Consider the following 6,927-nt stretch of genomic DNA (forward strand, 5'->3'; position numbering starts at 1 on the left):
GGTGCAAAGATAAAGGAAGTTTATTCCCGTTTCCAAACATTTTCGTCACTTTTTTCAAAAAAAAATAGCAAGATCATCATCATCCCTATCTTTCAATGACTTCCACACGACAACCGTAAATCCACGAATCACGAGAGTCGTCTAATTGTAAATTTTAAATTGTAGATTGCAAATCGATTATGATTCAATTCCGATCTTGAAATCATAAATCTAAAATCGTCAATTAAATTGCAAGGGAGATAAATTCTCCGTGGCTCTGACCTTCCCATCGGTCGTATGGACGTTTTTCGTTCACTATCCTCGGAACTCACTTCGTTCAGACAAACCGTCGTCCAATCGCCGCTCACTATTGATGTCCCTTCGTTTTTATCCCCGCTTCTCCAATCTGAAATCATCAATCACTCCATCTTTTAATTTCTGAATCAAAGAATCTCGATATTATTATAATTGTTTTAAAGCTAATTTTATCAACTCTTCCACGCTATCCACTTTTCCGGTAGTACATATTTTATCCAATGTCTTTCCTACCTGCACACGTGCAAAGCCGAGCATTACCAAAGCTGATAAAGCCTCTTCTTTCATTGTGTTGGACAATACTCCCATATTTTCCAATACCACACCCTCCTTACCAACTTTATCTTTTAACTCGATAATTACCCGTTGAGCCGTCTTAACACCTATTCCTTTTACACTCTTGATAGCATTTACATTTTCGGTCATTATTGCTCCGGTAATCTCCTCCACACTCATTGAACTCAACATCACATTTGCCGTATTCGCTCCAATCCCCGAAACCGATATCAGAGAACGAAACAAACTCCGTTCTTCTTTCGAAAAAAAGCCATAAAACAGATGGACATCTTCCCGTATAACCTGATGAATATAAAGCAGGACGTCCCGGGCCGAAGCAATTTTAGTATAAGTATTCAAAGATACATGAATATTGTATCCGATTCCTCCACACTCGACAACAACATAAGCAGGGGTAGCTTCTACCAATATTCCTTTAATATATTCATACATAATAAACCTGAGTTTAAATTATCCTTCCTTATGGGCGAAACCCTATGATTTCTCGAACTTCTTTTATCGTCTTCCTCGCACTATCTCTTGCTTTCTCTGCTCCCATAGCTGCAATCTTATCCAAATAAACCGGATTTGCCGAGTATTCCAGAATCCGCTCCCGGATCGGAGCGCAAAATTGAACAATATCTTCGGCCAATTGCTTTTTCATATCCCCGTAGCGAATTTCACAAGCATTATACTTATCATTAAAATAGGCATAAGTATCTTTACCGGAAATCACTTCCATTAAAGTGAACAAATTTTGTATTACCTCGGGCTTTGCACTATTAGGTTCAGTCGGCCCGCTATCGGTTACCGCCTTCATCACTTTTTTACGAATTACGGCAGCATCATCAAGCAAGTATATGGCATTACCTTCGGATTTTCCCATTTTCCCAGAACCGTCCAATCCTGGAATCTTCACAGCTTCTTTAGAAAAAGTAAACGAAGCGGGTTCCGGAAAAAACTCCCGACCATACATAGTATTAAATCTCCGGGCAAATTTACGGGCCATCTCCATATTTTGCTCCTGATCTTTACCTACCGGTACTTTATGTGCTTTATGAATAATAATATCAGCAGCCATAAGCGTCGGATAAGTCAATAATCCGGCATTTACGTTATCTGGTTGTTTCCGGGCCTTTTCCTTAAAAGTCGTCGTACGTTCCAATTCTCCCAAATAAGCGTTCATATTCAGGAAAAGATACAGTTCCAAAACTTCCTTTATATCACTTTGAACATAAATCGCTGATTTTTCAGGATCTATCCCACAAGCCAGGTATTCGGCTAAAATCTTTCGGACACTTCCCATGATATCGTCCGGACGAGGATGCGTAGTCAACGAATGCCAATCGGCTATAAAAAAGAAACAATTATACTCATTCTGCATCTGAATAAAACTCTTTACTGCCCCAAAATAGTTTCCTAAATGCAAATTACCCGTAGGTCTAATTCCGCTTACTACTGTTTCCATCGTTAAAAATTTTCAATGTTTACGAATGACAAAGATATATTTTTATTCTTTTAGAACAATATAATCACTATTCTCCCCCTTCTCTTAATACCGAATTGTAAAATTATTTTTTTACGAAAAAACGAAGAAAAAGTTACGTTTAAATCCTTCATTTTATGCTTAAATACTGACTTTTTCAGCACATGCTCCATGTTGTTTTATTCAACTTACTGACTGTCAAAATAAAAAATATTGAAAAAAAAAGCTGTTCTTATGTTGTTTTTTCCTACATTTGAAACGAAAACTCAAATTTAAACTTTAATTTAACATGGAAGGATACGAAAAAAATGAAGGTATGGAAATGAATGATCGGGAAGAGATTTATTCAAAACCAGTGAGAGCAGGGAAAAGGACCTATTTTTTCGATGTAAAAGCGACTCGTAATAATGACTATTATTTAACGATTACCGAGAGTAAGAAAAAATTTGACAAAGAAGGTAATCAAAACTACGAGAAACATAAAATTTTCTTGTATAAAGAAGATTTTGAAAAATTTGCAGAAGGATTGGATGAGGCCGTAGCCTATATTAAAGCGGCTCTAAACGGTGAGTTACCGGAATCTCATCAAGACGGGAGTCATAATTTCGACGACATTGATTTTGACGATCTATCCAAATAAAAAAAAGAGGCTTAGGCCTCTTTTTTTATGGTAATAATCCATATGGTATTTTAGCCAAACCTTCTGCCAATTGGTTTATTCCTTTTTCCAGCTTTCCTTTTAGCATCATTTTCATCACTACATTTAAATCCGCTTCAAAGGTAATCCGCATGCGGGTATCATAAGGTCCATTCTCCAATAATTGAATCCACATACTAAAATCAAAAGGGACACGGCCATCTCCTCCAAATTTAATGAGTTTAGGGCTCTCTCTCTCTACAATCTTCATTCCCATCTCTCCTACACCTTTGATTATGAAAGAACAACTATCTTCCGTCGTACGGATATCTTCAATTTTATCCGAAATAGAAGACATCTGTTCCCCACCCATCTGCCGGGCCATATTAATAATGGTTCCTATTCGATTGAAATCGGCAAGAAAATTATAAACCTTCTCTATTGTACATTCAATTTTCTGAACATCGCTTACAACCTTTGTAGACATAAACAATATTTATTTATAGGTTTCAGGGTTCAATCTCCACTCTTTCAATTTTTCAACCTCATTCGGACGAATATAACCCGTTTTCACGGCCAAATCGATCATCGCCCCATAATTACTCAATGTATCCAAAGCACAATGAGCAGCAGCAAAATTATCTCCCGCTTTCTGAAAACCGTATGTAAAAATGGCAGTCAAACCCAACACTTCACAACCGGCATTCCGTAGTGCTTCCACCGCTTGTAAGCTTGACCCTCCGGTTGAAATCAGGTCTTCAACCACCACCACCTTCTGTCCGGCCTTATATTCCCCCTCAATCAAATTCTCCAATCCGTGATTTTTAGCCGAAGACCTTACGTACACGAATGGTAATCCCAATTCCTGAGCGACCAATGCTCCCTGAGCTATAGCTCCGGTAGCAACACCGGCGATGACTTCCACTTGAGGATATTTGCTCCGAATCAATTCAACGAATTGATCCCGAATATAAGTACGAACTTCCGGGTAAGATAATGTTTTACGATTATCACAATAAATCGGCGATTTCCAGCCGGAAGCCCAAGTAAAAGGGTCAGAAGGTTGTAATTTAATAGCTTTTATTTGCAATAAATGAGAAGCTACCTGTTCAGCTACACTATTCATATCATATTTATTTAGTTATTCATTCTCTTTCAGCGTGCAAAGGTACAAAGTATTTTTTTAAAGCGATCTTTACGACCCGCAGAATTTCAGGATATTCTTTTTCCAGTTTCCCAGGCCCGAATAACTCCACAATTCCCTGTAACCCGGGAGCAATTGAATCTATAAAATGTTGTTTCCCTTCGTGTACCCCCCGCAAACCGAAAGCTCCCATAGCCTGTAAAAGACGTACCAACACGAAATGATAATAAGCCTTACGAAATATCTTCGCTCGCTCTTCACTATAAGTAGATAATTGTAGAATATAATAATCCAACAACTCATTTTTTTGTTCTTCCGGCATCTTCACCACGGCATCATACAGCAAAGAAGCTACATCGTAATGCAACGCTCCCTGACGTCCTCCCTGGTAATCGATAAAATAAACATTATCCCTCAACACCATAATATTTCGCGACTGGAAGTCACGGAACATAAAACAATCGGCCGTTACTGTAACCAAATGTTTCGTCAAACGATCAAAATCGTTCTCCAACTCATCCTCGTCCGCCTCAACCCCGACCAATCGTAAAAAACAATATTTAAAATAATTCAAATCCCAACGAATACAACGCTCGTCAAAGACCGGACGAGGCAAACAGGTCGAATAATCCAATCCTTTTCCCCCTATCCATTGAAAACGCAATAATTCCGTCAAAGACTTCTTATACAATTCCATTGTATGTTCACTCAACCTCTCTCCCTCACGTTCCCGCTCCACGATATCCAATAGCATATCCGTTCCCAGATCTTCCTGTAAATAGAGTTTTCCGTCTTCCGACACTTGATATATCTCAGGTACATGTAATCCCTTTTCCTTAAAATTCCGGGAAAATTCTACAAACAACCGATTTTCCCTCAAATTTTCATGATACACACCGATACAAGAACTCTCTCCATCTTGTATTCGATAATATTTTCTCGCGGAACCGGATAATGGCAAAGCCTTCATTTCCGTCGAAGAATGCCCTGCATAAGATTTAAAAAGAATCTCTAATTGTTCTTCCATAAACTCTATTCGTTATTTACTCCTCACTCTACTTCCATCTCTTTATGATAATCCCAAATACGCGTTACACTGTTTCAAAAAATAGCAATCAATAAACCTCTCCGGACTTGAAACATTAATCTGCACGTCTCCTTTCATTCCATATTCTATTAACGCAAAAATAAGGCAAATCGTCTACAATTCAAACCTTCCTACTCAAAATAAAAATCCTGCCAATCATTATATTAGCAGGATTTTGTGCCCAAGACAAGACTCGAACTTGCACAGCCGAACGGCCACTACCACCTCAAAGTAGCGTGTATACCAATTTCACCACTTGGGCATTTTTTAACGGCGCAAATATATAGTATTTTCTCGTTATCGCAAAACAAATAAGCGGTATTTTAACCCGAATTTCACGAAATAAACAACCAAAGATACACTCAGTTTTTACCGCTTTTTCCAGTAACTAACAGCAAAACAATGCGTTTTATCCAAACTTTCATTTCTCACCTGGTGATACACTTTTACACGATTTTCTTCCTCCTCAACATGACATCCGGCACACACAACACTATCCGGCAACACTTCATGTTCGTAAATAATTTCCAACTCCGTGATCTCGTGGTCCTTCAAGAACTCGTAAGACAAAGAATTAGTAACCCAGCGCACATACGTGGCTTGAGTGACGTGCTTGTTGAAATCGATATTATCGTATGTTGCCGTGAAACGACGGGTGCTTTCGAAGTCTATCGGCATTTTTTTCGTATCCAATTCGAAAGGAATTTCCCGAATACCATCCACGCAGAAAGCGGCGGTCTCCGTCACGCAAGCCGGTAAACGCACGGGACGGCGACGATTTACATCTATCACCATCCACTCTGAAGTAGCCCGCAATAAAACCTCTTCTCCTGCCACCACTCTAAAATCACGAATCGCGAATAAACGATCAATACCCGACGGCCATGTTTCCAATGTCACATTCTCCCCCTGTTCAGGCATCCGGGTAATCAAAATATGCAACTTATGCAGCATCCATGTCAATCCTTGCTCGTTCAACGTGGGCACGTCTATTTTCAGCGCATAAGTCTGCACGTTCGCCACGTCATTAAACAGATCGCACAAGGACTTCATGATCAACCGTCCTTCCAAATCCGTATAATGCCCCCGAATATCTATCTCTTCCGAATATTTTACCATCCCGTTCTAATTTTAGATCCTATCGTTTGAGCGATTTAATGATTTGCGATTACGTGATTTCCACCCACAACCTCACCCCCCTTTTTAATCTCCTAATCATTGAATCGTCAATCACAGAATTTTTAATATCACTTTTATATCACGTTTACTTCCGGTTCTAACCATACTCCAAACTGAAGGAACACGGATTTCTTTATCTCGTTAGCCAAATGTGCAATTTCTATACCAGTTGCCCCACCCATGTTCACTAATACTAACGCCTGTTTTTCATGTACCCCGGCATGACCGACAACTTTTCCCTTCCATCCTGCGGCCTCGATTAACCACCCGGCAGCCAGTTTCACATGGTCATCATCCACGGGATAAACCGGCAGTGCAGGATATTTTTCCTGCAAAGTATCTGCAATAACACGTTCAACCATCGGGTTTTTAAAAAAACTCCCGGCATTAGGCAATACCTTCACGTCCGGCAATTTCGCTTCCCGTATACGAATAATGGCTTGGCGTATCACTTTTAACGAAGGTTCACCCAAACGGATTACTTCATCCTTCACGCTCCCGTAATGCAACTTGAACTCGGGATGTTTCGTCAAACGAAAAGTAACATACGTTACCAGAAAGCGATTCTTCCACTCATGTTTGAAAATAGAATCCCGGTAACCGAAACGACACGTTGCCGCATCAATCGTCACCTTTTCTCCTTTCACGATATCCACGGCTTCCACCCGGTCAATACATTCCCCCGCTTCCGTCCCGTAAGCCCCGATATTCTGCACCGGAGTAGCCCCGACATGCCCGGGGATCAGTGAAAGATTCTCCACCCCTCCATACCCGTGTTCGACAGCCCACGCCACGAAATCATCCCACACGACACCACTTCCTAC

The 6,927-nt window shown here is 40.1% G+C and carries 8 protein-coding genes and 1 tRNA gene; 1 reads left to right on the plus strand and 8 read right to left on the minus strand.

Annotated elements, in window-relative coordinates; all coding sequences use genetic code 11:
- Window positions 1–441: 441 nt before the first annotated feature.
- Both ruvA and trpS read right to left on the minus strand, forming a co-directional pair.
- Entirely contained in the window at window positions 442–1,023 is a 582-nt protein-coding gene (gene ruvA / locus QZR76_RS13950) for a Holliday junction branch migration protein RuvA (RefSeq protein ID WP_294143410.1), read from the minus strand.
- Window positions 1,024–1,051: 28 nt separating this feature from the next.
- The gene (gene trpS / locus QZR76_RS13955; RefSeq protein WP_294143411.1) at window positions 1,052–2,038 is read right to left on the minus strand and encodes a tryptophan--tRNA ligase; all 987 of its coding nucleotides are present in this window, start codon (window positions 2,036–2,038) and stop codon (window positions 1,052–1,054) included.
- Window positions 2,039–2,345: 307 nt separating this feature from the next.
- Here trpS and QZR76_RS13960 point away from each other — a divergent pair, with 307 nt between their 5' ends.
- Entirely contained in the window at window positions 2,346–2,696 is a 351-nt protein-coding gene (locus tag QZR76_RS13960) for a DUF3276 family protein (protein WP_294143412.1), read from the plus strand.
- A 25-nt stretch (window positions 2,697–2,721) separates the two neighbouring features.
- Here the strand turns inward: QZR76_RS13960 and QZR76_RS13965 are convergent, their stop codons facing one another.
- From QZR76_RS13965 to murB, 6 genes are all read right to left on the minus strand, one after another.
- A complete protein-coding gene (locus tag QZR76_RS13965) occupies window positions 2,722–3,180 on the minus strand; it encodes an SRPBCC family protein (RefSeq protein ID WP_294143413.1) in 459 nt (152 codons plus the stop codon).
- Between the two features lie 9 nt (window positions 3,181–3,189).
- Window positions 3,190–3,819, minus strand: coding sequence for an orotate phosphoribosyltransferase (gene pyrE / locus QZR76_RS13970; RefSeq protein ID WP_294143414.1), 630 nt, complete (start codon window positions 3,817–3,819; stop codon window positions 3,190–3,192).
- A gap of 19 nt (window positions 3,820–3,838) precedes the next feature.
- Window positions 3,839–4,864 carry a phosphotransferase gene (locus QZR76_RS13975; protein WP_294143415.1) on the minus strand — a complete coding sequence of 342 codons (1,026 nt, stop codon included), beginning with the start codon at window positions 4,862–4,864 and terminating at the stop codon, window positions 3,839–3,841.
- Between the two features lie 238 nt (window positions 4,865–5,102).
- Window positions 5,103–5,186: transfer RNA gene (locus tag QZR76_RS13980), tRNA-Leu, on the minus strand.
- A 107-nt stretch (window positions 5,187–5,293) separates the two neighbouring features.
- Entirely contained in the window at window positions 5,294–6,043 is a 750-nt protein-coding gene (locus QZR76_RS13985) for an acyl-ACP thioesterase domain-containing protein (protein ID WP_270429331.1), read from the minus strand.
- 134 nt (window positions 6,044–6,177) lie between these two features.
- Window positions 6,178–6,927, minus strand: a 750-nt coding sequence (gene murB, locus QZR76_RS13990; protein WP_294143416.1) for a UDP-N-acetylmuramate dehydrogenase, incomplete at its 5' end; no start/stop codon positions are given.

It is taken from the genome of uncultured Sanguibacteroides sp. (genome assembly GCF_900543425.1).
Taxonomy (GTDB): Bacteria; Bacteroidota; Bacteroidia; order Bacteroidales; family Marinifilaceae; genus Gabonibacter.

Excerpts from the sequence above, each read along its gene's own strand:
- ruvA (WP_294143410.1), bottom strand. The coding sequence starts at position 1,023 with ATGTATGAATATATTAAAGGAATATTGGTAGAAGCTACCCCTGCTTAT.
- trpS (WP_294143411.1), bottom strand. The coding sequence starts at position 2,038 with ATGGAAACAGTAGTAAGCGGAATTAGACCTACGGGTAATTTGCATTTA.
- QZR76_RS13960 (WP_294143412.1), top strand. The coding sequence starts at position 2,346 with ATGGAAGGATACGAAAAAAATGAAGGTATGGAAATGAATGATCGGGAA.
- QZR76_RS13965 (WP_294143413.1), bottom strand. The coding sequence starts at position 3,180 with ATGTCTACAAAGGTTGTAAGCGATGTTCAGAAAATTGAATGTACAATA.
- pyrE (WP_294143414.1), bottom strand. The coding sequence starts at position 3,819 with ATGAATAGTGTAGCTGAACAGGTAGCTTCTCATTTATTGCAAATAAAA.
- QZR76_RS13975 (WP_294143415.1), bottom strand. The coding sequence starts at position 4,864 with ATGGAAGAACAATTAGAGATTCTTTTTAAATCTTATGCAGGGCATTCT.
- QZR76_RS13985 (WP_270429331.1), bottom strand. The coding sequence starts at position 6,043 with ATGGTAAAATATTCGGAAGAGATAGATATTCGGGGGCATTATACGGAT.